Source organism: Nocardia aurea (genome assembly GCF_003123685.1).
GTDB classification, from domain to species: Bacteria; Actinomycetota; Actinomycetes; order Mycobacteriales; family Mycobacteriaceae; genus Nocardia; species Nocardia aurea.
The window spans coordinates 235,041-255,883 of sequence record NZ_QCYJ01000029.1 but is presented as its reverse complement, the minus strand read 5'-3'; the positions used below and the strand labels follow the sequence as shown (position 1 = coordinate 255,883).

General features: G+C 67.9%; 25 protein-coding genes. 20 read left to right on the top strand and 5 right to left on the bottom strand.

Annotated features, from left to right (window positions below; genetic code table 11):
* Positions 1–59: 59 nt before the first annotated feature.
* The 16 genes from hypA to DAT37_RS11700 all read left to right on the top strand — a co-directional run bounded on the left by hypA (position 60) and on the right by DAT37_RS11700 (position 14,273).
* Positions 60–437 (top strand): hydrogenase maturation nickel metallochaperone HypA, encoded by a 378-nt coding sequence (gene hypA / locus DAT37_RS11770; RefSeq protein ID WP_109524776.1) that lies wholly within the window; start codon positions 60–62, stop codon positions 435–437.
* Positions 395–1,219, top strand: a complete 825-nt coding sequence (hypB, locus tag DAT37_RS11765; protein ID WP_109524775.1) for a hydrogenase nickel incorporation protein HypB — start codon at positions 395–397, stop codon at positions 1,217–1,219. The genes hypA and hypB overlap by 43 nt, the downstream gene beginning before the upstream one ends.
* 92 nt (positions 1,220–1,311) lie before the next feature.
* Positions 1,312–2,367 (top strand): NADH-quinone oxidoreductase subunit B family protein, encoded by a 1,056-nt coding sequence (locus DAT37_RS11760; RefSeq protein ID WP_109524774.1) that lies wholly within the window; start codon positions 1,312–1,314, stop codon positions 2,365–2,367.
* Between the two features lie 11 nt (positions 2,368–2,378).
* Positions 2,379–4,175 (top strand): nickel-dependent hydrogenase large subunit, encoded by a 1,797-nt coding sequence (locus DAT37_RS11755; protein ID WP_109524773.1) that lies wholly within the window; start codon positions 2,379–2,381, stop codon positions 4,173–4,175.
* Positions 4,176–4,179: 4 nt separating this feature from the next.
* A complete protein-coding gene (locus tag DAT37_RS11750; RefSeq protein WP_109524772.1) occupies positions 4,180–5,127 on the top strand; it encodes a NifU family protein in 948 nt (315 codons plus the stop codon).
* Positions 5,124–5,759 carry a DUF5947 family protein gene (locus DAT37_RS11745; RefSeq protein ID WP_109524771.1) on the top strand — a complete coding sequence of 212 codons (636 nt, stop codon included), beginning with the start codon at positions 5,124–5,126 and terminating at the stop codon, positions 5,757–5,759. Before DAT37_RS11750 ends, DAT37_RS11745 begins: the two co-directional genes overlap by 4 nt.
* Entirely contained in the window at positions 5,756–6,415 is a 660-nt protein-coding gene (locus tag DAT37_RS11740) for a DUF6084 family protein (RefSeq protein ID WP_269814749.1), read from the top strand. Before DAT37_RS11745 ends, DAT37_RS11740 begins: the two co-directional genes overlap by 4 nt.
* Positions 6,412–7,764: a hypothetical protein gene (locus tag DAT37_RS11735; protein ID WP_109524770.1), complete on the top strand. Its 1,353-nt coding sequence runs from the start codon at positions 6,412–6,414 to the stop codon at positions 7,762–7,764. Before DAT37_RS11740 ends, DAT37_RS11735 begins: the two co-directional genes overlap by 4 nt.
* A 7-nt stretch (positions 7,765–7,771) precedes the next feature.
* The gene (locus tag DAT37_RS46380) at positions 7,772–7,891 is read left to right on the top strand and encodes a DUF6893 family small protein (RefSeq protein WP_408637393.1); all 120 of its coding nucleotides are present in this window, start codon (positions 7,772–7,774) and stop codon (positions 7,889–7,891) included.
* Between the two features lies 1 nt (position 7,892).
* The gene (locus DAT37_RS11730; RefSeq protein ID WP_109524769.1) at positions 7,893–8,384 is read left to right on the top strand and encodes a hydrogenase maturation protease; all 492 of its coding nucleotides are present in this window, start codon (positions 7,893–7,895) and stop codon (positions 8,382–8,384) included.
* A gap of 2 nt (positions 8,385–8,386) precedes the next feature.
* On the top strand, positions 8,387–8,629 hold the full coding sequence (locus tag DAT37_RS11725; protein ID WP_109524768.1) for a HypC/HybG/HupF family hydrogenase formation chaperone: 243 nt from the start codon (positions 8,387–8,389) through the stop codon (positions 8,627–8,629).
* Positions 8,626–10,899 (top strand): carbamoyltransferase HypF, encoded by a 2,274-nt coding sequence (hypF, locus tag DAT37_RS11720; RefSeq protein WP_109524767.1) that lies wholly within the window; start codon positions 8,626–8,628, stop codon positions 10,897–10,899. Before DAT37_RS11725 ends, hypF begins: the two co-directional genes overlap by 4 nt.
* Positions 10,900–10,915: 16 nt before the next feature.
* On the top strand, positions 10,916–11,245 hold the full coding sequence (locus tag DAT37_RS11715) for a HypC/HybG/HupF family hydrogenase formation chaperone (protein ID WP_109524766.1): 330 nt from the start codon (positions 10,916–10,918) through the stop codon (positions 11,243–11,245).
* Entirely contained in the window at positions 11,242–12,354 is a 1,113-nt protein-coding gene (gene hypD / locus DAT37_RS11710) for a hydrogenase formation protein HypD (RefSeq protein ID WP_109524765.1), read from the top strand. The genes DAT37_RS11715 and hypD overlap by 4 nt, the downstream gene beginning before the upstream one ends.
* The gene (gene hypE / locus DAT37_RS11705; RefSeq protein WP_109524764.1) at positions 12,347–13,432 is read left to right on the top strand and encodes a hydrogenase expression/formation protein HypE; all 1,086 of its coding nucleotides are present in this window, start codon (positions 12,347–12,349) and stop codon (positions 13,430–13,432) included. Before hypD ends, hypE begins: the two co-directional genes overlap by 8 nt.
* Before the next feature lie 16 nt (positions 13,433–13,448).
* Positions 13,449–14,273 (top strand): DUF6390 family protein, encoded by an 825-nt coding sequence (locus tag DAT37_RS11700; RefSeq protein WP_109524763.1) that lies wholly within the window; start codon positions 13,449–13,451, stop codon positions 14,271–14,273.
* 126 nt (positions 14,274–14,399) lie between these two features.
* Here DAT37_RS11700 and DAT37_RS11695 read toward each other — a convergent pair whose 3' ends face one another.
* The 3 genes from DAT37_RS11695 to DAT37_RS11685 all read right to left on the bottom strand — a co-directional run bounded on the left by DAT37_RS11695 (position 14,400) and on the right by DAT37_RS11685 (position 16,908).
* Positions 14,400–15,311, bottom strand: coding sequence for a fructosamine kinase family protein (locus DAT37_RS11695; protein ID WP_109524762.1), 912 nt, complete (start codon positions 15,309–15,311; stop codon positions 14,400–14,402).
* A gap of 161 nt (positions 15,312–15,472) precedes the next feature.
* A complete protein-coding gene (locus tag DAT37_RS11690; RefSeq protein ID WP_109524761.1) occupies positions 15,473–16,348 on the bottom strand; it encodes a TIGR03619 family F420-dependent LLM class oxidoreductase in 876 nt (291 codons plus the stop codon).
* A gap of 53 nt (positions 16,349–16,401) precedes the next feature.
* Positions 16,402–16,908, bottom strand: coding sequence for a VOC family protein (locus tag DAT37_RS11685; RefSeq protein WP_109524760.1), 507 nt, complete (start codon positions 16,906–16,908; stop codon positions 16,402–16,404).
* Between the two features lie 149 nt (positions 16,909–17,057).
* On the opposite strand from DAT37_RS11685, the gene DAT37_RS11680 reads away from it, so the two are divergent.
* Positions 17,058–17,681: a TetR family transcriptional regulator gene (locus DAT37_RS11680; RefSeq protein ID WP_109524759.1), complete on the top strand. Its 624-nt coding sequence runs from the start codon at positions 17,058–17,060 to the stop codon at positions 17,679–17,681.
* Between the two features lie 5 nt (positions 17,682–17,686).
* Here DAT37_RS11680 and DAT37_RS11675 read toward each other — a convergent pair whose 3' ends face one another.
* Positions 17,687–18,103, bottom strand: a complete 417-nt coding sequence (locus DAT37_RS11675) for a nuclear transport factor 2 family protein (RefSeq protein ID WP_109524758.1) — start codon at positions 18,101–18,103, stop codon at positions 17,687–17,689.
* A 90-nt stretch (positions 18,104–18,193) separates the two neighbouring features.
* On the opposite strand from DAT37_RS11675, the gene DAT37_RS11670 reads away from it, so the two are divergent.
* Positions 18,194–18,772 carry a PadR family transcriptional regulator gene (locus DAT37_RS11670; RefSeq protein ID WP_109524757.1) on the top strand — a complete coding sequence of 193 codons (579 nt, stop codon included), beginning with the start codon at positions 18,194–18,196 and terminating at the stop codon, positions 18,770–18,772.
* A 118-nt stretch (positions 18,773–18,890) separates the two neighbouring features.
* Positions 18,891–19,088, top strand: a complete 198-nt coding sequence (locus DAT37_RS11665; protein ID WP_109524756.1) for a hypothetical protein — start codon at positions 18,891–18,893, stop codon at positions 19,086–19,088.
* 14 nt (positions 19,089–19,102) lie between these two features.
* Here the strand turns inward: DAT37_RS11665 and DAT37_RS11660 are convergent, their stop codons facing one another.
* Positions 19,103–19,633 (bottom strand): OmpA family protein, encoded by a 531-nt coding sequence (locus tag DAT37_RS11660; RefSeq protein ID WP_157978420.1) that lies wholly within the window; start codon positions 19,631–19,633, stop codon positions 19,103–19,105.
* A gap of 322 nt (positions 19,634–19,955) precedes the next feature.
* Here DAT37_RS11660 and DAT37_RS11650 point away from each other — a divergent pair, with 322 nt between their 5' ends.
* Entirely contained in the window at positions 19,956–20,813 is an 858-nt protein-coding gene (locus tag DAT37_RS11650) for a hypothetical protein (RefSeq protein WP_232839695.1), read from the top strand.
* Positions 20,814–20,843 lie beyond the last annotated feature (30 nt).

Sequence of the window (20,843 nt, the reverse complement as noted above, 5' to 3'; positions counted from 1 at the left end):
AGTGGGTTGCTCGGGAGTAGCCTCATATTCGGGGTCGCCCACGATGAACCGGGACCGTGATGCACGAAATGGCCATCACACAGAGTGTCATCGACGCGGTGTGCGAGCACGCGGCGGGCAGGCGGGTGCACGGTGTCACCGTCACGGTCGGCGCGTTGTGCGCGGTGGTGCCGGACGCGATGCGTTTCTGTTTCGAACTCGCCGCCGAAGGCACCGTCGCCGAAGGCGCGGATCTCGAGATCGTCGAGGTCGCCGGGGCGGCCCGGTGCCGTGGTTGCGGCGCGGAATTCGAACTGACCTATCCGATATTGCTGTGCCGCGCCTGCGGTGGCGCGGATGTCGAGGTGCGGTCCGGTCACGAACTTCGGATCACCTCGATGGAAGTGGAGTCGACATGTGCGCAACCTGTGGATGCGGCGACGACGCGGCAGCGGTGATCACCGTCCCGCACGAGCACCGCCACGATCCCGACGGCGGGCACGGCCATTCGCACGATCACCATGATTCGCACGATCACGTGCACCTTCCGGTGACCGAAACCGTGACGCTGGAACAGAAGGTGCTCGCCAAGAACGACGAACTCGCCGCGCGCAACCGCCGCAGGCTGGCGCGCCTGGGCATTCTCGCGCTGAATATGACCAGTTCGCCGGGCGCAGGGAAGACCACGTTGCTCGAACGCACCATTCTCGATCTGCCCGGCTGGCCGACGGCGGTCATCGAGGGCGATCAGGCGACTCTGCTCGACGCCGAGCGGATCCGGGCGACGGGCAGACCGGTCGTGCAGGTCAACACCGGCGCCGGGTGCCACCTCGACGCGCAGATGATCGCCGGCGCGCTCGACGCGCTCGATCCCGAACCGGAGACGCTGCTGTTCATCGAGAATGTCGGCAATCTCGTCTGTCCCGCGCTGTTCGACCTCGGTGAGAGCGGCAAGGTCGTGGTGATCTCGGTGACCGAGGGGACCGATAAACCGCTGAAGTATCCGCACATGTTCGCGGCGGCGCGATTGGTGCTGCTCAACAAGATCGATCTGCTGCCCCACGTGGATTTCGATCCGGTGCGATGCGCGGAGTACGCGAATTCGGTGAATCCGGGGATCGAGATCATTCCGATTTCGGCGACCAGGGGCGACGGACTCGAACGCTGGTACGACTGGCTGCGCGCCAAACAGCTGTCCGGCAAGCGTCGAGCTATTGATGATCTTTCGGTGCAGACCTAAACTTACGTGATCAGGATCACATTCGATGCCCGGTGCTCCGGGTCGGGGGAGAACCGGTCGAATGTTCGATTGATCGGAAAGCGGCACAGCCCATGCCCACACAGGAAGCAGTACAGGCCGAGGAGACCCTGATCCATGTTCTCTGGATCAACGCGGGCCTCAGTTGCGACGGTGATTCGGTGGCGTTGACGGCCGCCACCCAGCCCAGTGTCGAGGAGATCGCGCTCGGCGCGCTCCCCGGCCTGCCCAAGGTCGCCGTACATTGGCCGCTCATAGATTTCGAATGCGGCCCGTCCGGAGGAGCCGACGATTTCCTCGGCTGGTTCTTCAAAGCCGATCGTGGCGAACTCGAACCGTTCGTCCTGGTCGTCGAGGGATCGATTCCGAACGAGAAATTACACGAGGACGGCTACTGGTGCGGTTTCGGCAACGATCCGGCGACCGGCCAGCCGATGACGACCAGCGAATGGCTCGACCGGCTCGCGCCCAAGGCGACCGCGGTCGTCGCGGTCGGCACCTGCGCCACCTACGGCGGCATCCACGCCATGGCGGGCAACCCCACCGGCGCGATGGGCGTTCCGGACTATCTCGGCTGGGAATGGAAGAGCAAGGCCGGAATTCCCATCGTGTGCGTGCCGGGCTGCCCGATTCACCCGGACAATTTGTCGGAAACCCTGACCTACCTGCTGTACATGGCCACCGGCCAGGCTCCGATGATCCCGCTCGACGAAGCGCTGCGCCCGAAATGGCTTTTCGGCGCGACGGTCCACGAGGGTTGTGATCGCGCGGGCTACTACGAAGAAGGCGATTTCGCGACCGAATACGGTTCACCGAAATGCATCGTGAAACTGGGCTGCTGGGGCCCGGTCGTGAAATGCAATGTACCCAAACGCGGTTGGATCAACGGCGTCGGCGGCTGCCCGAATGTGGGCGGAATCTGCATCGGGTGCACGATGCCCGGATTCCCGGACAAGTTCATGCCGTTCATGGACGAGCCGCCGGGCGGGAAACTGTCGTCCACCGCCTCCGGGCTCTACGGATCGGTGATCCGCAGCCTGCGTCACATCACCGGCCGCACGGTCGACAAAGAGCCGCGCTGGCGGCACAAGGGCGAGCGATTGGAAACCGGCGCCACCCGGACCTGGTAGGAGATTCTTCGATGACAGCCATCATTCCCGAGCCGTCGCACAAGAAGATCGACCCCGATGCTCTCGTGGAGATGGCCTGGGATCCGATCACGCGAATCGTCGGCAGCCTCGGCATCTACACGAAAATCGATTTCGAGAACCGCGAAGTCGTCGAGTGTCACAGCACGTCCTCGATCTTCCGCGGCTACTCGATCTTCATGAAGGGCAAGGACCCGCGCGACGCGCATTTCATCACCAGCCGCATCTGCGGGATCTGCGGTGACAACCACGCGACATGCTCGTGCTATTGCCAGAACATGGCCTACGGGGTGAAACCGCCGCATCTGGGCGAGTGGATCGTCAACCTGGGCGAGGCCGCCGAATACATGTTCGACCACAACATCTTCCAGGAGAACCTGGTCGGCGTGGATTTCTGCGAGAAGATGGTCTCCGAGACCAACCCGGCGGTGCTGGCCCGCGCGGAGAAAACCCTCGCGCCGCATTCCGACGCCCACGGATACCGCACGGTCGCCGACATCATGCGCGCCCTCAACCCGTTCACCGGCGAGTTCTATCGCGAAGCGCTACAGGTCAGCCGGTACACCCGCGAGATGTTCTGCCTGATGGAGGGCAGGCATGTGCATCCGTCGACGCTGTATCCGGGCGGTGTGGGCACGGTCGCCACGATCCAGTTGATGACCGACTACATGACCAGACTCATGCGCTACGTCGAATTCATGAAGAAGGTCGTGCCCATGCACGACGACCTATTCGACTTCTTCTACGAGGCGATCCCCGGCTACGAACAGGTCGGGCTGCGCCGGACGCTGCTGGGCTGCTGGGGTTCGTTCCAGGATCCGGAAGTGTGCAATTTCGCCTACAAGGACATGGAGGACTGGGGTCGCAAGATGTTCGTGACTCCCGGCATCGTCGTCGACGGACGACTGATCACCACTTCGCTGCTCGATATCAACCTCGGGATCCGGATCCTGCTCGGCAGTTCGTATTACGACGACTGGACCGACCAGGAAATGTTCGTCACCACCGATCCGCTCGGCAATCCGGTCGATCGCCGTCACCCCTGGAATCAGCACACCAATCCCAAGCCGCAGAAACGCGATATGGACGACAAGTACAGCTGGGTGATGTCGCCGCGCTGGTTCGACGGCAAGGATCATCTGGCGTTGGACACCGGCGGCGGTCCACTGGCGCGGCTGTGGTCGACGGCGCTGGCGGGTCTCGTCGATATCGGCTACGTGAAATCCACCGGGCGCAGTGTGCAGATCAACCTGCCCAAGACCGCGTTGAAAGGTCCGGTGTCGTTCGAGTGGAAGATTCCCGAATACGGCAGCAACACCATCGAACGTGACCGCGCCAGAACCTATTTCCAGGCCTATGCCGCCGCGTGCGCGCTGCATTTCGCGGAGAAGGCCCTCGTGGAGATCCGCGCCGGACGCACCAAGACGTGGGAGAGCTTCGAGGTGCCCGACGAAGGGATCGGCTGCGGATTCACCGAGGCGGTGCGCGGGGTGCTGTCGCATCACATGGTGATCAGAGACGGCAAGATCGCCAACTATCACCCCTATCCGCCGACGCCGTGGAACGCCAATCCGCGCGACAGCTTCGGCACTCCGGGACCCTACGAGGACGCCGTGCAGGGCCAGCCGATCTTCGAGGAGAACGATCGCGAACATTTCAAAGGCATCGACATCATGCGCACCGTGCGCAGCTTCGATCCATGCCTGCCGTGCGGCGTGCACATGTATCTCGGCGCGGGAAAGTCGCTCGACATGCTGCACTCACCGACCCAGATCACGACCACGGAGTAGGCCGATGGAGGTTCGTCCGTGGGACCGGGACGGGGCGGCGATCGAGGAAGGCGCACGGAACGAGGAGGGCCACTGGCGGGGGGCCGGCGAACGGATCGAAACCCTGCTCGACGCGAGTTCGGCGGGCGGCGCGATGGCGCGCGAACGGGCCGAACAGTTGGTCCGCGAGGTGTCGGACCTGTACGGGGCCGGACTGGGCCGGGTGCTGGCATTGCTGGACGCCGCCGCGATCGAGCGGCTGCTGCGCGACGATCTGGTGGCGAGCCTGCTGCTCGTGCACGGCCTGCACCCGCACGACGTCCACACCAGGGTCGCCACGGCGCTGGACAGTGTGCGGCCCTACCTCGGCTCGCACGGCGGCGACGTCACCCTGCTCGGGGTGGTGGACGGAGTGGTCAGCCTGGAGCTGACGGGCAGCTGCAAGACCTGCCCGTCCTCGTCGGTGACCCTGGAACTCGCGGTGGAGGAGGCGGTGCGCGCCGCCGCGCCGGAGATCGAGTCGATCGATGTGGTCGCCGCCGCACCGGAATCCGAGTCCGGCGTGATCTCCGCCGATTCGCTGTTCTCCCACGTGCGCGCCGGAACCGATCACCCTCCGCATCAGGGCGGGAGCTGGGTCACGGTGCCCGAACTCGGCGCCATCGGCCCGGGCGAGGTCGGCGGGTTCGCGGTCGCCGGACAGCGGGTGCTGGCCTGCCGGGTCGGTGACGAACTGTACGTCTACCGCGATCACTGCCCCGCGTGCGACAACTCGCTGGCGGGCGCGGCGCTGCACCGCAGGATGGGATTCGCCGTCGGTGAGGCCGTGCTGCGCTGCCCGATCTGTCACGCGCACTACGACGTGGTGCGCGCGGGCGCGTGTGTCGACGGCGACGGCCATCTCGACCCGCTGCCCGTCCTGATCCGCGACGGCGCGCCCGCCGTCGCGGTCCCGGCGGGGGTGAGCGGATGACCTCGCCGCTGCGCGTGCTGCGCCGGATCGCCGCCGACCGCACCCCGGCCCCGCGCGCGGGCGAACGGTGCGAGATGTGCGCCGATCCCCTCGGCGACCGGCACCAGCACGTCGTGAATGTCGAAGGGCGACAGTTGATGTGCGTATGTCGCGGCTGCTATCTGCTGTTCACCGACAGCGCCGCGGCACTGCGGTATCGCGCCGTGCCCGACCGCTACCTGTCGTTCCCGGATTTCACGATCGCCCAGGCCGAGTGGGACGCGCTCGACATTCCCGTCGGCCTGGCCTTCTTCTTCGTCAACTCCGCGTTGGGTCGCACCGTGGCCTTCTATCCCGGGCCCGCGGGAGCCACCGAATCGGAACTGTCGCTACAGAGTTGGCGCGACCTGCTCGCCGCGCACCCCGAACTCGACGTGATCGTGCCCGACGTCGAAGCGCTGATGATCCGGGTACCGGCGCGCGGCACCGCGCACGCCGCGTGCGTGCTGCTGCCGATCGACACCTGCTACGAATTCGTCGGACGGATGCGGATGCTGTGGCGCGGATTCGACGGCGGCCAGGACGTACACCGCTACCTCGACGAATTCTTCACCGAGATCTCCGCCCGAGCCCGCCCCGGCGGTGCGGCGTGAGTCCGGCGTACGCGACGACCTTCGCGGTGCTCGGCATGGCCCCGCAGCCCTACGCGGTGACCCCGACACTGTCGGCGCGGATCGGGATCGCCGCCATCGGCGACGAACCGGTCCACGCCCTCGTGCTCCGCGCCCAGGTGCGGATCGAACCGCACCGCAGGCCCTACACCGACGAGGAGGGCGCGGGCCTGACCGACCTGTTCGGACCGAGGGAACGCTGGCGTGACACCCAACGCTCGTTCCTCTGGATGCATTGCGCCACCACGGTTCCCGGCTTCAGCGGCGGCGCCGAGGTGGATCTGCCGTTGCCGTGCACCTACGACTTCGAGGTGAGCGCGTCGAAATACCTGCACGCGTTGCGCGAAGGCGTCGTTCCCCTGGTCTTCCTGTTCAGCGGAACCGTGTTCATCAGGGGGACCAGCGGTTTCGCCGTGCAACAGATTCCCTGGGACCGCGAGGACCGGTATGCGATGCCGGTGTCGGTGTGGCGCGATCTGGTCGCCGCGAATTTTCCCGACGCGGGCTGGCTGCGGCTGAACCACGCCACCATCGCGGCACTGGCCGCCTACAAATCCGGTCACGGCCTGATCGATTTCGACAGCGCGATCGATCGCCTGCTCACCGAAGTGTCCGATCCGGCACAGGATGCGCCGTGACGCGCGAACTCGCGGAGACGGCGGCGGCGCGGGCCAGGGCTCGCGCGGTGGCCGACGCGGTGCTGTACGAGGGCTATCTGCTCTACCCCTACCGCGCGAACTCGCGCAAGAACCAGTCGCGCTGGCAGTTCGGTGTACTCGGACCGCCGGGCGCCGCCGACGCCGGATTCGGGGAGGACGCCGGGCTCGGCGCGCAATGCCCGCTCGAGGCGAGCGCCGACGCCACGCTCACCCTGACCGTCCGGTTCCTGCAATTGCAGCGGCGGCAGGTGCGGGACGCCGACGCGAACCCGGTACCGGAACTGACGGTAGGCGAGCAGAGCTGGATCAGCTGGGACGAGGCCGTCGAACGCGAGGTCGTCATCGGCCCGGTGCCGCTGACCGCGACGACGACACCGTTCGACATCCCCGGCGGCGTCGACACCGAACCGCTCACCCACACCGACGGCACCCCGGCGGGACAGGTGGTGCGCACCAGGTGTGCGTTGACCGGCGAACTGACACTGTCGGTCGAACCCGTCGACGGACTCCTGCGCGCGAACCTCGCGCTCGCCAATACCGGCGCGCCCGCCTCCGACCGCGACGACGCCATCGCCCGATCCATGATCGGCGCGCACATCATCGCCGAAGTCGCCGACGGCCGATTCCACTCGCTGCTCGAACCCCCACCGCACGCCCAGCGGGCCGCGGCGGAGTGCGCTCGGCACCGATGTTTCCCGGTGCTCGCCGGACCGCCGGGCGAACACCGGCTGATGCTTTTCTCACCGATCATCCTCTACGACCACCCCGAGATCGCCGAACAGAGCGAGGGGCCGCTGTTCGATTCGACCGAGATCGACGAGATCCTGACCCTGCGCGTGATGACGATGACCGACGAGGAGAAGGCCCAGGCCCGCGCGACCGATCCGCACGCCGCCGCCGTCATCGACCGCTGCGACGCGATGACCCCCGACGCCATGGCGCGACTGCACGGCGTCCTGCGCGACCCGCACCTGCCGCGACCGCCGGGCCTGGTGCCCGAGATCCCGCCGGGCGTGGACTGGTGGGATCCGCTCGCCGACACCGCCGTGCGGCCCGAATCCGACGCGGTGGTCGTGGCCGGGGTCATGGTGCGCAAGGGCAGCCGGGTGCGGCTGCGTCCGTCGCGACGCGCCGACGCGCACGACCTGTTCTACGACGGCCGGGCCGCACGGGTGGTGACGGTGCACGAGGACGTCGACGGTGACGCCCATATCGGCGTGGTCGTCGAGGACGACCCCGCCGCCGAACTGCACGAATGGTACGGCCGCTATCTCTACTTCGCGCCCGACGAGATCGAGCCGCTCGACGGCCCGACAGAGGAAAGGTAGGTCCGTCATGGAGACGGTGGGAGTCATCGCGCTCGCCCTGGTCGCCGCCGGAGCGGTATTCGGCGTGCTGCTCGGCGTGCGTTCGATACCGGATGTCAAGCGGTACATGAAGATACGCCGGATGTGAGATGGCGGCGCGGATACTCGTCGCCGGGATCGGCAACATCTTCCTCGGCGACGACGGATTCGGACCGGAAGTGGTGCGGCGACTGCCGCACCATCCGGACGAAGCCGTGCGCGTCGTCGACTACGGCATCCGAGGTATGCACCTGGCCTACGACCTGCTCGATCCGTGGCAGGCACTGGTACTCGTCGACGCGCTCCCGCGACGCGATCAGCCGGGACGGCTGGAGGTGTTCGCCGCCGATCCCGACACCACCGGTCCGACGGGGCTCGACGCGCACGCGATGGATCCGGCCGCGGTGTTCGCCGGAGTCCGCGCACTGGGGGGCACGTTGCCTCCGACGATCGTCGTCGGCTGCCGGATCGCCACGGTGGCCGAGGGTATCGGACTGTCCGAACCCGTCGCCGCCGCGGTGACACCCGCCCTCGACGCGGTGGGCGAGGTGCTCACCGACCTCATCGCGGCGCAACCGCTCACGACCCGACCGGAGGCGTGAGCATGTGCCTCGGCATTCCCGGCCGGGTCGTGGATATCCCCGACGGCTACCACGGACAGATCGGCCTCGTCGACGTCTCCGGTGAGCGCCGCAAGGTCAATATCGGTCTGCTGGAGGACGATCCGGCCCGACCGGGCGACTGGGTGATCATCCACATGGGTTTCGCGGTGGAGAAGACCGACGAGGCGGGCGCGGCCGAGGCGATGGACGGGCTCCGGCTGCTCGGACGAGGAGAGCGGCCGTGACAGCGGCGCGCCTGCGCAGGCGACTGCTGGTCCGCGGCGTGGTGCAGGGCGTGGGATTCCGGCCCTTCGTCTACACCACCGCGGCCGAGTTCGCCCTGGCCGGGCGGGTGTACAACGACAGTTCGGGAGTGGTCGTCGAGGTCGAGGGCGCTCCCGCCGCGGTCGAGGCCTTCTCGCGTCGGCTGCGGGAACGGCCACCGCCGCTCGCGGTCGTCGAATCCGTCGAGGAGCACAGCGTCGCGGTGCGCGGCGGCACCGGCTTCCACATCGCCGACACCACCCGGCACGACGGTGGCCGCACCCTGGCCTCGCCGGACGTGGCGATCTGCGCGGACTGCGTCGCCGAACTGCGCGACCCGGCCGATCGGCGCTACCGCCACCCGTTCATCACCTGCATCAACTGCGGGCCCCGGTTCACCATCATCGCGAGCCTGCCCTACGACCGGGCCCGGACTTCCATGGCCGACTTCGCGATGTGCCCGCGCTGCGCGACCGAATACCACGACCCCGCCGACCGCCGGTTCCACGCCCAGCCCATCGCCTGCCCCGACTGTGGCCCACACCTGAGCTACCACGGCCCCGGTCCGGGTGACCCGCTCACCGCCGCGCGAAACCTGTTGCGCGACGGCGGAATCCTCGCCGTCAAGGGTATCGGCGGCTATCACCTGGCCTGCGACGCGACCGACGAGGCCGCGGTGGCCCGCCTGCGTCACCGCAAACGCCGCGGCGACAAACCGTTCGCGGTGATGGTGCCCGACCTCGAGCGCGCCCGCGCCGTCGCCGACATCGACGACCGCGCCGCGACCCTGCTCACGGGTCCGCAACGCCCGATCGTACTGCTCGGCGGCGGCCACATGAGCCTGGCGGAAACCGTGGCACCGGGCATACCCGATCTCGGGGTGCTGCTGGCCTACACACCGCTGCACCTGCTGCTGTTCGGACTGCCCGGCGACGAACCGGGCCCCCAGCACCTGGTCATGACCTCGGGCAATCGTGGCGGCGAACCGATCTGCTACGACGACCGCGACGCGCGCACCGGACTCGCCGGACTCGCCGACGCCTGGCTGTCGCACGACCGGCGGATTCTCGTGCCGTGCGACGATTCGGTGGTCCGACTCGTCGACGGCGAGGAACTGCCGGTCCGTCGCTCCCGCGGCTACGCCCCGCTGCCGCTGACCCTGCCGACGCCGGTTCCACCGACCCTGGCCGTCGGCGCCGACCTGAAGAACACCGGCGCGGTCGGCGACGGCCGCTACGCCTGGCTCAGTCAGCACATCGGCGATATGGACGACCTCGCGACCCTGCGCGCCTTCGACGACGCCACCGCGCACCTGTGCGCGCTGACCGGCGTGCGACCGCGGCATCTGATCGCCGACGCGCACCCGCGCTACCGCTCCACCCGGTGGGCACACGAACACGCGGGCGCCCGACCGGTGCGCACCGTGCAGCACCACCACGCCCATATCGCCGCCGTCATGGGCGAACACGGCCTCGGAGCCGAGGACACCGTGCTCGGAATCGCCTTCGACGGCACCGGATTCGGGCCCGACGCCGCCATCTGGGGCGGTGAGGTGCTCGCGGCCGGATACAAGGGCTATCGGCGGCTGGCCCACCTGAAATACGTGCCGCTCGCCGGTGGCGACGCGAGCGTGCACCGCCCCTACCGGATGGCGCTCGCCCACCTGTGGGCCGCCGGACTGGACTGGGCCGAACCGATTCCCTCGGTACTCGCCTGCCCCGCCGACGAACGCGCGATCCTGTCCCACCAATTCGGCACCGGACTCGGCTGCGTCCCGACCTCGAGTATGGGCAGGCTGTTCGACGCGGTGTCCTCGCTGGCCGGGGTACGCCACCGCGTCGACTACGAGGCACAGGCGGCGATCGAACTCGAGGGACGCTCGCGCGGGGTCGACCCCGGCGCGCGCCGGTATCGCTTCACCATCGATCACTCGACCGACCCCGTCGCGATCGACCCGGCCCCGGTGATCGGCGACGTCGTGGCCGACGCGCTCAGCGGCGTCCCCGCGGGCGTGATCGGTGCGCGCTTCCATGCCGCCGTGGCCGGATTGATCCTCGAGCTGGCGGCCGAATTCGCCGCCGAGACCACCGCCGTCGCGCTGACCGGCGGGGTGTTCCAGAACGCGCTGCTGCTGTCGACGGCGAGAAAACTGCTGCGCGACCATGGGTTTCACGTCATCACCCATCGGAGGCTGCCGCCCAACGACGGCGGTCTCTCGTTCGGTCAACTGCTCGCGGGTAACGCGGGCTGAGCGGAAGGAGGCAACGATGTGCCTGGCAGTTCCGGGGAAAGTGCTCAGCCTGCGAGAACGTGACGGCACGCTGATGTCGACCGTCGACTTCGGCGGCGTGCACAAGGATGTGTGCCTGGAATACATTCCCGACGCGGTCGTCGGTGACTACGTGGTGGTCCACGTCGGGTTCGCCATCCAACGGTTGGACGAGGAGTCCGCGCTGCGCACCCTGGCCGAATTCGAACATCTCGGTGTGCTGAACGAGGAATTCGGCGACGGGTTCGCCCTCGCCGCCAGACAGGCCGGACTACCCGATCCCACCGATTCGGAATCCCGTGACGACGACCCGGAGGTGACGTCATGAAGTATCTCGACGAATTCAGTGATCCGGAGCTGGCGAAGAATCTGCTGGACCAGATCCACGCGGCGACCAACCGTCGCTGGGCGATCATGGAAGTCTGTGGCGGACAGACCCATTCGATCATCCGCCACGGCATCGACCAGCTGCTGCCCGATGAGATCGAGATGATCCACGGACCGGGATGCCCGGTGTGTGTCACCCCGCTCGAAGTGATCGACAAAGCGCTCGAGATCGCCGCGACGCCCGGGGTGATCTTCTGCTCCTTCGGCGATATGCTCCGCGTCCCGGGCAGTGAACGCGACCTGTTCCGGGTCAAGAGCGAAGGCGGTGACGTCCGCGTCGTCTACTCGCCGCTGGACGCGCTCACCGTCGCCAAGGAGAACCCCGACCGACAGGTGGTGTTCTTCGGCATCGGATTCGAGACCACCGCGCCCGCCAACGCGATGACGGTCTACCAGGCGAAGAAACTGGGCATCGAGAACTTCTCGCTGCTGGTCTCCCACGTGCTGGTGCCCCCGGCCATCGCCGCGATCATGGAATCGCCGACCTGTCGCGTCCAGGCCTTCCTGGCCGCCGGACATGTGTGCAGCGTGATGGGCACCGCCGAATATCCACCGTTGGCGGAGAAGTACCGGGTGCCGATGGTGGTGACCGGATTCGAACCGCTCGACATCCTGGAGGGCATCCGCCGCACCGTGGTCCAACTCGAACAGGGCAGGCACGAGGTGGAGAACGCCTATCCACGCGCGGTGCGCGCCGAGGGCAATCCGGCCGCCAAGACCATGCTCGCCGACATCTTCGAGGTCACCGACCGCGCCTGGCGCGGGATCGGCGTCATCCCGCGCAGCGGCTGGCGACTGTCCCCGCGCTACCGGCACTACGACGCCGAACAGCGGTTCTCCGTCGATGATCTGCGGACCGAGGAATCGGCGATCTGCCGCTCCGGCGAAGTGTTGCAAGGATTGATCAAACCGCACGAGTGCGCCGCCTTCGGCAAGCAGTGCACACCGCGAAATCCGCTGGGCGCCACCATGGTCTCCTCCGAGGGCGCCTGCGCGGCGTACTACCTCTACCGCCGACTCGACCTCCCGGCGGAGGTGGCGCATGCGTAGGGAGCCGACGGGGGGCGCCGGGGAACCCGCCGTCGACATGAACGGATGGGTCTGCCCGATGCCGCTGCGTGATTCGCCCACCATCGTGATGGGCCACGGCGGCGGCGGCGCGATGTCCGGTGAACTCATCGAGCATCTGTTCCTGCCCGCCTTCGGCGCGGCCGCCGACGCCGGTCTCGGCGATTCGGCGGTCGTCACGATCGGCGGGGCGCGCCTGGCGTTCTCCACCGACTCCTTCGTGGTCAAACCGCTGGTGTTCCCCGGCGGCTCGATCGGTGATCTCGCGGTCAACGGGACGGTCAACGACCTGGCCATGTCCGGCGCGCGGCCGATGGTCCTCTCGACGGCGTTCATTCTCGAGGAGGGGACCGCACTCGCCGAGATCGCGCACGTCGCCGAGGCCGTCGGCACGGCCGCGCTGGCCGCCGAGGTCACACTGGTCACCGGCGACACCAAAGTGGTCGACGCCGGACACGGCGACGGCATCTTCATCAACACCGCGGGTATCGGCGTGATCGACGACGGCGTCGATATCCGGCCGCAACGGGCACGCCCCGGTGACGTCGTCCTGGTCAGCGGCGATATCGGCGTGCACGGCATCGCGGTGATGAGCTGCCGGGAAGGTCTGGAATTCGGTACGACCGTGTGCAGTGACACCGCACCGCTGCACGGCCTGGTCGCCGCGATGCTGGCGACCGGCGCCGATATCCACGTCCTGCGCGATCCGACCAGGGGAGGAGTCGCGGCGACCCTCAACGAGATCGCGGGGGTCGCGAAGGTCGGTGTATCGCTGACCGAACGCAAGCTGCCGGTGCCCGCCGCGGTCCGCGACGCCTGCGGCCTGCTCGGCCTGGACCCCATGTACGTGGCCAACGAGGGCAAACTGATCGCCTTCGTCGCCCCCGAGGACGCGGACAGCGTCCTCGCCGCCATGCGCGCACACCCCCTCGGCGCGAAAGCCGAGATCATCGGCGTCTGCGTGGCCGAGCATCCGGGCATGGTGGTCGCGCGCACCGCCCTCGGCGGCACCCGGGTGGTGGATCTGCCCGCGGGCGAGCAATTGCCGCGGATCTGCTGAGAGCGAGCCCTGGGTCATGATCGGCGGTCGAGCGGACGCGCGGGCCGATGGCCGCCCGACGAACGACGCTTCGGCGCCGGAGGTCGTGGCAGGCAGCGGCGCGGACGTGTTCGCCCGATTCGCCTACGCGCCGAACGATCTCGGCTACTGCGGCCCACCGGACGCGACCGCGCTACGGGAGGGCACCGCCGCGCAGGTCCGCGCGGCCGCCCGCCGATTCTCCGGCGCGTGGCCGTACCTGCGGGTGATGGCGCGTATGACGGGCATCGCCGATCCGCTCGATCGCCGCCTGGTCGAGTCGTACTGGCTCGGCGGCGGGCTCGGCGCCGATCTCGACCGCGAGGCGTTCGCCCACGAACTGCTCGCGGTGCTCGGTCCCGCCGCCGGGCACTACTGGAAACACCTGACCCCGGATCTGGCGCGCGAGGCCGCCCCGAACCACTGCTTCCACGTCTTCGGCGTGTACCCGTGGTCGCGGCTGCTCGGCGTCGGCTCCGGTGAACATCCACTGCGCATCCTCGACGACTGCCGGATCACCTGGGGGGTGGTGCGCGCACGCCGTGGCGACGAGATCAGCGTGGAATGCCGTCGTCTGCTCCTCGACGACTCCCGATTGCGTCTGTCCGCGCCGGAGACGCGATCGGTCGCGGCGGTGTCGTCCGCGCGTCGCCTCGCCACCGAGGCCGATGTCGGCGATCGGGTCGCACTGCACTGGGGAAGAGTGTGCGGGCGGATCGACGAGAACCGGGCCCGCGTGCTCGAGGAGGCCACCGAACACCAACTGCGGGTGACGAATACGCGCCTGGTCGCCGGACTCGACGTGGGGGCGTCCGGCCGATAGTCAACCCCGGCGGCACGGACGGGCGTGATCACCGACGATCTACCGCTCGGCGACGAGGGCGTGCGATCGTGCCGCCAGGTGGCCTTCGAATCGTTCTTCCCACCCGACGCGGCCACCCGTCGCGCGCTACTCCCGCGAGGAACTGTGCCCGGCCGCCAGTGCCGCGCTCGCGGCGGTGAGGGTCTGTTCCCGATAGGTGGCGCCGTAGAGCACCACGTGTACGAGCAGCGGGTGCAGTTGGTGCAGGGCCACTCGGTCGCGCCAGCCTTCGGCCAGGGGACGGACCTGCTGGTAGGCGGCGAGAATTCTGGGTAATTGCGGCGCGCCGAACAGTGCGAGCATGGCGAGGTCGGTTTCGCGGTGCCCGCCTTGGGCCGCGGGGTCGATGAGCCGGGCGCGGTCGCGGCTCCAGCGCAGATTTCCCGACCAGAGGTCACCGTGGATGCGCGCGGACGGTTCCGGGGGGCCCGCGAGTGTCTCGACGCGGTCGATGACCTGCTCGATCAGGCGGGTGCCCTCGGCCCCGAGGTGTTTCGCTGCCGCCGGTAGGAAGGGGGCGAGGCGGTATTCGGCATACCACCGCGGCCAGCCGAGCGCCGCCGTGGGCGATCCGTTCACGGCGGCCGGTGCCTCGCCGTCGCGGATCTCGGTGTTGTCCAGCGGCAGTTCGGCGATGCGTCCCGGCCACGGCGCCCCGAACATGCCGGGGGAGTTCGCGTGCAGCTGAGCGAGGTCGCGGCCGAGTTGTTCGGCGGTGGCGGGAGTCGGGGTGGTCTCCGGTAGCCACGGCAGTACCAGCAGGTGGTCGTCGACGGCGAGTACCTGCGGCACGGCCTTCGGCGTGGCTTCGGCCAGCCAGCGCAGGCCCGCGGCTTCGGCGGCGAGCACCTCGGCGTGGTCGGGCGCGGATTTGACGAACACGTCGCGACCGTCGGACAGGATCGCCCGATGCAGCGTCCATCCGTGGCTGGGGCCGAGGTCGGCTATCCCGCGTACCGTTCCCCCGAGCAGCTCACCGAGCCGCACCGCCAAACTCATGACACCTCCGTGGACGTGAGCACCCGACGGGTTCGACCCGCCTCGCACCCGACCCGGCCTGCCGCCCGGTTCCCGCACGCAGCGTGTCGGGCCGTAGCCGAGCGTACGCACGGGTCGATCCCACGTCCCGGTATCGACGTCGACCGGGCCTTTCGCGGGGGTCAGTTCCCGGTCTTGGCGATGACCCGTTCGGCGAACTTGGTGAGGTTCCTGATCTTGACGTCGAGCGGTTCGGTGTCGTGTTCGGTGGTGTAGGGGTTGCGGAAGCCGACGATGACATCGGTGATGCCCTTGTCCTCGAGCCGCTTGATGCCGTCGACGGTGAATCCGTCCAGCGAGATGACGTGCACTTCGAAATCCTTGCGCGTGCCGTATTCGGCGCGCAGCGTGTCGAGTTCGGCGAGCAGCCGGTCCAGCTCGGCCGGATCGCCGCCCGCGTGCATCCAGCCGTCGCCGCGCTGGGCGGCCCGGCGCAGCGCGGGTTTGCTGTGGCCGCCGATGAGGATCGGCACCGGTTCGGTCGAGACCGGGTTGATCTTGATCGGCGGCAGGTCGTAGAACTCACCGTGGAATTCGAAGTAGCCGCCCGCGCACAACCCGCGCACGATATCGATGCACTCGTCCATCCTGGCGCCGCGCTTCTCGAACGGCACCCCCATGATCTCGAAGTCGTCGGGCCACGGGCTGATGCCGACGCCGAATCCGAACCGGTTGTTACTCATCGCCGCGAGCGAGGCGGCCTGTTTGGCCACCAGTACCGGCGGCCGGATCGGCAATTTCACGACGAAGGGCGTCACCCGCAGGGTGGTCGTCGCCGCCAGGATCGCGGCGGAGAGCACGAACGCCTCGACGAACGGCTTGTCCTCGAGGAATTCGCGATTGCCGTCGGGGGTGTAGGGGTAGGTCGAATCGGATTCCTTCGGATACGCGATGCTGTCGGCCACCGTGATCGAGCTGTATCCGGCGGCTTCGGCGGCCTGTGCCAGCGGCACATAGTACGACGGGTCGGTCATGGCCTCGGCATAGGTGAATCGCATCTGGATTGCCTTTCGTCCCTGTAGTTTTCGTGGCTGATACGGGTTCCGGGCCGCTAGACCCACGGGTTCGTGTGCCCGTGGGGGACGAGCCGGTCGAACACGGCCTTCATCCGCTCTGACAGTCGCATCAATTCGACGCAGGTGCCGATCGACCCGCCGTCGAGGTAGGCGAATTCCATCCCGGCTCCTTCGAGGTCGCCCTCGGCGATGATCTCGGTGCCCGCGGCGCGCGCTTCGGCGAGGGCGGCGTCGAAATCGTCCGGTATATAGGCGATGTGGTGCAGTCCCGCGCCGGATCGGGTCAGGTACTCGGAGTACGGGCTGTCGCCGGCGCGTGGCTCGATCAGTTCCAGTTGCTGGCCGCCCGCGTAGCCGAGTGCCACCGCGACGGTGTAGTCGGCGGGCTGTCCCCGGTAGGAGCAGCTGTGCGGCCCGAAGCGCACCTCGGGGAGCGAGAACCATGCGGTGACGCCGTAGCGGTCGGCGAATTCCGCTGTGGCCGAGGTGATGTCGGGTACCACCCAGCCCAGCTGGAAGATCGGTCCGGCGGCGATGGTCATCGGGCGCCGCCCCGTGCGCGCCGCGCTGTCCCTTCGGCCGCCGTCGAGCGGCCGACACCGGACAAGACTGCAACGCGTTCTAATTGCACCACCCCAATTAATCATCAGTGCTTAACATCGTCAAGACTTCGATTTAGTAGGGTTCGCTCATGCACACCGACGATTCGCGCTCGGCGCTGCTCGACGCCGGCGAACGACTCATCGCCGAACGCGGCGTCGAGGTACCGCTGCGCGATATCGCGGCCGCAGCCGGTCAGCGCAACAACTCGGCCGTGCACTACTACTTCGACTCCCGCACCGGGCTGATCGAGGCCATCGTCGACCGTCGCATGAACTGGCTGGAGCAGCGCCGCATGGAACTGCTCGCCGCCCACGAGGCCGACGGCACCGCGCATGATCTGCGCGCGCTGGTCGCCATGCTGGCCGACCCGATCCTCGAACTCCTCGACCGCTCCGGGGTCAGCCACTACGGCCGTTTTCTCGAGGTCGTGCGCACCCATCCGGTGATCGCCGACGCACGCCGCCTCGCCGGATCCGACCGCGTCGCCGTTCGCATCATCGCCACCCGGCTCACGGCCGCGCTCCCGCATCTGCCCCCGCGTCATCGGCGTCGACGCCTGGAAACCATGGCGACGGTACTTTTCGCGCTCGTCGCCGACTACGAACGGACCCTGGAATCGGGGGTGCGGACACCGGGTCCCGACGATTCCGGGGAGATCGTCGACATGATCGTCGCCATGATCACCGTCCCGATGACCGCCGCCGCGGACTGAGCGCCCTACAGTCCCGCTCTGCCGCTCTCGATCGCGGACGCGGTCTCGGTCTTGATCCGCTCGAACTGCGCGCCCATCGCCTCGGCCAGAGCGGTGGCGGCCGAGAGCGGACGCACCATGACCGTGAATTCGTCGATTTTGCCCTCCTCGTCGAAATGCAGGAAATCGCAGCCGCTGAGGCGTTTGCCCGCCACCGTCGCCTCGAAGACGAAGGCGTGATCGCGGCCGCCCTCGTCCGCGATCTCACGCACGTAGCGGAAATCCTCGAAGACCCGCATCACCGCGCGCAGGATCGCCGCGGTGATGGGCTTGCCCGGATACGGCGAGAACGCCACCGGGCTGGTGAACACGACCTCCTCGGCGAGCAGCGCCTCGACGGCGGCCATGTCACGGTCCTCGACGGCCTTGCGGAAAGGATGCATCCCACACCTCGATTACTCAATTTGTTGACTATGTCTCCGGCACGCTAACCAGGTTCCGCGACGATGTCCAGATGCCGATAGCCTTGGCCGATGGCGCTACGCGACGCGGTGATGGCCGCGCTGATCGAGGGAGAAGCCTCCGGCTACGACCTGGCCAAGGACTTCGACGCCTCGGTCGCCAACTACTGGATGGCCACCCCGCAGCAGCTGTACCGCGAACTCGACCGGATGGCCGAGGAAGGACTCATCCACACCCGCGTCGTCGAACAGGAACGCAGGCCGAACAAACGCCTGCACTCGCTGACCCCGGCGGGCTGGGAAGCATTGCGCGCGTTCACCGCCCGAACGCCGAAACCCACCGCCATCCGCGACGAACTGCTGGTGCAGGTCCGAGCCGTCGACGTCTGCGACACCGCGTCGATCCGCGCGTCCGTCGCCGGCAGCAAACTCCGGGCCGAAGCGAAACTGGCCCGCTACGAACGGGGCAGGGCCGCGATGCTCGGCGGCCGGACCGAACAGACCTACCTGCTCGAAGCCGAGGCCGTCGGCCCCTACCTCACCCTGCTGCGCGGCATCGCCTTCGAACGCGAGAACATCCACTGGGCCGACCTCGCACTGGCCACCATCGACCGGCGCGAAACAACTCGACACCGTTGCGATTCCCCGTAATCCGCCCGTCACCCGGCGTCGAAACGGGTACCGTCCGAATCGGTTCTGCGGCTGTGGACCTCGGCCGCGAAACCACCCGGGCATACCCGATACGACACCGACAGATCGGCCCTGATCGATGGACGACGCCGACCGCGCCCAAGCCCGAGTCTTCCTGCAGCTGCTCGCTGTCCAGGTAGGCAGCCTCACCCGCGAGATCGCCATGACCGGCTCCGGAAGTTCCGCCACCCAGCGGCTCGAGACCGAGCTACGGGACGTGCGCCGATACATGGACCGGCTGCGGCACCGTTTCCCCGACGTGGTCTCGCACCGCTGAGTCGACGGCTCGCCCTAATCGGCGACGACCTCGATCGTCGCGTTGTCGGCATCGGCGGGATCATCGGGTGACTTCTCGACGCGCACGCTGATGCGCGCCTTGTCGACACCCGCGGATTCGAATTCGGCCGCGACGTTGTCGCCGCGTGCTTTCGCCAACGTCTCGTCCGTACCGTAGGTCGTGACGCGGATCTTGGTGTCGTTGCCCTTCAACGGGATCGCCACCGCGTTGATGGTCGCCACGTCCGCGGCGCCCAGGTCCGAACTGCCGCTGTCGAAGGTGATCGGCGCGGCGGCCACCGCCGCGTTGATAGCGCTCTGGATGGCCTGCTGCGCGGTGTTCAGCGCAGAACTGACGACCGACGACGCGGTGGCGGCGATACTGCTGCGCATATCGCGGGTGGAAGTCCCCGTGACGGCGGTCGTTGTCGTCGCCGTCGTCGCGGACGAGGCCGAATCCGAATCGTCGTCGGATCCACAAGCGGTGAGCAACGTCAGGACGGCCGCCGTCGCGGCGATTCCGCAAACACTCTTCCTGGATATCATCGGTGTGCTCCTGAATTCGGTGGAGAATCCGTGTGCGTCATATCGATGCATTACCTGGAAATGAACCCCACATTCGCGACATCCCACCCGCGCGGATGACCGATGTGCCGGTGTGTCGATCCTCGCACAAGTGCGGCGCGGGAGGTGTCTTTTCGTCCTCACACAGTTGCGTGGTGGATATGTCCGGAACTGACGCCGATAATGGACGTCAGCCGGTCCGCGGTGTCCCCGCGACGGCGTACCGTCGATTGCACCGAGGTCAGTCGGGCGAATCCGACCCGTTCGCGACGAAGGGTAGTGAGCCAGGGTGCGGTCCGTGAAAATGTCGGTGGCTTTGGCCCGTGAAATGTCGCTCGCCCGCACCGAGGCGGTGACCGGTCTGTTGCGCGGAACACCCTACGGGCGCACCATCCGCCGCGTACTCGAGGGTTTCGCCGATATCCAGATCGCCGATCGTTCGCTGGCATTGGCGGCGCAGATATTCACGTCGGTATTGCCCGTCATCATCGCCGCCTCGGTCATCAGCGGTTGGGACGCCGCGGAGAACACGATTCGCGACCAGTTCGGATTCGAATCGACGGCGCTGGGCGCGGGCCCCGACACCACCGTCGCCGACCCCACGGTCGCGGCGTTCGGCGTGGTCGGACTGTTCGTCGTCCTGATCGGCGGCACCTCCTTCGCGCGGGCGCTCGGTCGCCTGTATCAGGTGGTCTGGAAGGTCCCGGCTATCGGCGGGCGTGACGCGTGGCGGTGGCTGGCGGTCCTGCTGACGGTCGCCCTGGCGGCGGGGGTCGTCGGCCAGACCCGCCAACTCGGCCGGATCGCCTACGTCGGCCCGCCGCTGTCGCTGGCGATCGAGCTGATCATCTGGTCTTTCGTGTGGATTCTCGTGCCGTTCGTGCTGACCAAGGGCACGTTGAACGGACGGCTGCTCTGGACGTCGGGAATTCTCACCGCGATCGGATTGTGCCTCGTGCACATCGCGGGCCGGGTCGTGCTGCCCCGCCTCGCGGCCAACGCGCGCGAGCAATTCGGTCCGCTCGGACTCGCGTTCACCTCGATCAGCTGGCTTTTCGTGCTGTCGCTCGTCATCGTCGGCGCGGCCGCCGTCGTGAAGGCCTTCGCCCTCGACGAGACCGTCGTCGGCAGGTTCCTGCGCGGCCGAGACGACGACGAATAGACCTGTCCCACGCAGGGATTCGACTCGGTG